Source organism: Methylacidimicrobium tartarophylax (genome assembly GCF_902143375.2).
Taxonomy (GTDB): Bacteria; Verrucomicrobiota; Verrucomicrobiia; order Methylacidiphilales; family Methylacidiphilaceae; genus Methylacidimicrobium; species Methylacidimicrobium tartarophylax.
On sequence record NZ_CABFVA020000089.1, the window covers coordinates 1 to 2348 of the forward strand.

Consider the following 2348-nt stretch of genomic DNA (forward strand, 5'->3'; position numbering starts at 1 on the left):
CCCTCTTTTACCATATTCCAGTGGGAAACGGAAAGGCCGACAGGCTGCCAGCTTCTTTGCCAAAAAAAAGGAGTTCGACGTCAAAGGAGAAGCCGGTGGAATAACGGAGGAGAGGAAAGAGCCATTCCGCTGATTCCGCTCGAAGTCCTTTCAAACCGGCCTGAGTGTCTACATAGGGTAGTCCCAGGAGAAGACGGACGAGCCAATTGTAGCCGATACTGAAAAATCGGCGGAGTAGATTGCGAGTTCCTTGTGAGGCACGGCAGCGGCTGCGGGAGCCGATCACGACCTCCGATTCCTTGAGTTCTTCCGCGATCCGGTCCAGGTAGTCGAGCGGAAAGATCAAGTCGCCATCGGTGAAGCAGACGAATGTTCCGCCACATCTTTGGAATCCGAAGAGGACGGCACTCCCTTTCCCACGATGGGGAGAGTAGTGGAGAAGGGAAACATTGGGCATGCGCGCCTTCGTGAAGATTTCGCAAAGAATGGTTGTAGTATCGTCGACGGACCCATCGTCGACCAGGAGAAGCTCGTAGTCGGGATGGGTTGCGGCAAAGCTCGCGACTCGGGTGGCGATCTCCCTGGCGATTCTCGCCTCATTATAAACCGGCAGCACGATGCTTAAGGAAGGGTGCACTCTGAATTAAGGCGCTCCGCTGCTAGACCTTCTCCCTCACTGCGACTCGTGGCTCCTCGACCCGAGCAGCCGCTTCCTCAGCCCGCGGAACGATCTTTCCAGCGTGTGCAGCCTAAGAAGCAACCGGTAGGTGCGCGACGCTCCGATCTGCGTCCGCAAGGCGGCTACCTCCCGCGCTCGCGTCGCCAGAATGGACCGGCACTCTTGCAGCTCCGCCATGAAAACCGAATTGGTTGGAAGCCGCTCTGCATCAATAATGCGGAGCAACGGCACCATTCGCCGGAACTCCGCGTGGAGAGACCGCATCCGGGAGGAAGCAACCTTCGGTTCACGGTCGGCGCAAAGGTCGTTGAGCGATTGGAAGGTCTCCACAACCAGCGGAGAAATGTCCGGCCGATCTTGCAGATCCTCCGCCGCAAAACGGGTGTGCTGGAGATCGGCTCGCAGGAAGCGGCCCGCCTCCTCTACCGCCGTCTCGCGCCAGGGCAGCCCCAGCCGATCGCTCAGCCGCCGCAGTTCCCGCTCCGGTTCCTCCAGGAGCCGGTCGTAATCGACCGCGACAAAGGGCCTGGCGGCGACTCGGGGCCAGTGGGCAAGATAATGACTGACCCAGAGCAGGAGGGACCTATCCTCCGGAATGCCATCGCGCCGCAGAAGCGACTCTGCGCAGGCGAGCGGATGGCGGACGGCGATCACCTCGATGATCTCCATGCCGCCTCGAACCAACGCTTCCTCCCAAAAGGGAAGCGCCCGGAGGGTCCGCGGATCCTTGAAGGCCCACCACGGGCAGGCGGCAAACCTACCCCGGATCGACTCGATCGCCTCGGACATCAGGGAGCGCACTTCCGGGGAAGACGCGGGGATTTCCAGGGGAGCCGAGTGCTCCCAAAAGCGATCCCCCTCCTCTCCCAGCAGCTGGGTCAACCGGCGATTGATGGCGAGAAACTTGCTATCCTCCCAAAAACCGGTCGGATTGGCCTCGGCCGGCTCAATGAACTCCGAGCCGAGCTCCACGCCTAGAAAGCCGAGGCAGCGGGTCAGGGCGCTGGTGCCGCAGCGTTGCATGCCGAGGACGAGGACTGCGTGGGATTTCATCGGAGGAAGAGGGTGCTCCTACCGTTGTCTCGGGGCGGTAAGCCGAAATTCCACTGAGTCCTTCCGTCCTCGGCTTCCTTTCCTGCCCCTTGCCTTCAGTTCCGGTACAAGCTTTGTGCTTCCGTGAGCACGGCAACCCAGGAGAACCCGATCGTCCTTGGCAAGGACTCCGGGAAAATGAGATCTCGCTGCTCGTGCCACAACTCTTCCTTATTCGAGTAAACCTTCGGCAATGCGGTTTGTTGTGAAAAAAGAAAAATATGATCTAGCGGATCTTCCGCAGGTTTTTTTGACCCGCCTTCGCTTTCTCCTGCAACGTCCTCCAGAACCGCCACGCACACCAGGGAGGTTCTAGACTCTTCGTCATTCTCCCATGCTTTTGCTCCTTCGTACGTTTCCTTTGAACTAAGGCCCCTTCCCTCCCTCGGATTTTCTCCGAGTTCTCCGGTACCTTGGGCCTATCCTACTCCCACCCGGTCCCGCTTCGGCCCCTCTCAGGGCAGCGGTCGGTCCGCTCGGGCCAACCCGAGCTCCCAGCCCGATGGGGGCCTCCCGTGTTGATACATCGTCCTTTGCCCGCATGCCCTCGCCCATTACCCCGGCGGCTCTCCCCAGT

Annotated in this window: 3 protein-coding genes; all 3 read right to left on the reverse strand. The window is 60.1% G+C overall.

What is annotated here, in order from left to right:
- Positions 1-7 precede the first annotated feature (7 nt).
- Positions 8-637 (reverse strand): glycosyltransferase family 2 protein, encoded by a 630-nt coding sequence (locus MAMT_RS08290; RefSeq protein ID WP_142660512.1) that lies wholly within the window; start codon positions 635-637, stop codon positions 8-10.
- Between the two features lie 36 nt (positions 638-673).
- Positions 674-1732, reverse strand: a complete 1059-nt coding sequence (locus MAMT_RS08295) for a sulfotransferase family protein (RefSeq protein WP_142660513.1) — start codon at positions 1730-1732, stop codon at positions 674-676.
- Positions 1733-1827: 95 nt separating this feature from the next.
- A complete protein-coding gene (locus MAMT_RS11425; RefSeq protein WP_178087025.1) occupies positions 1828-2067 on the reverse strand; it encodes a hypothetical protein in 240 nt (79 codons plus the stop codon).
- Positions 2068-2348: the final 281 nt, after the last annotated feature.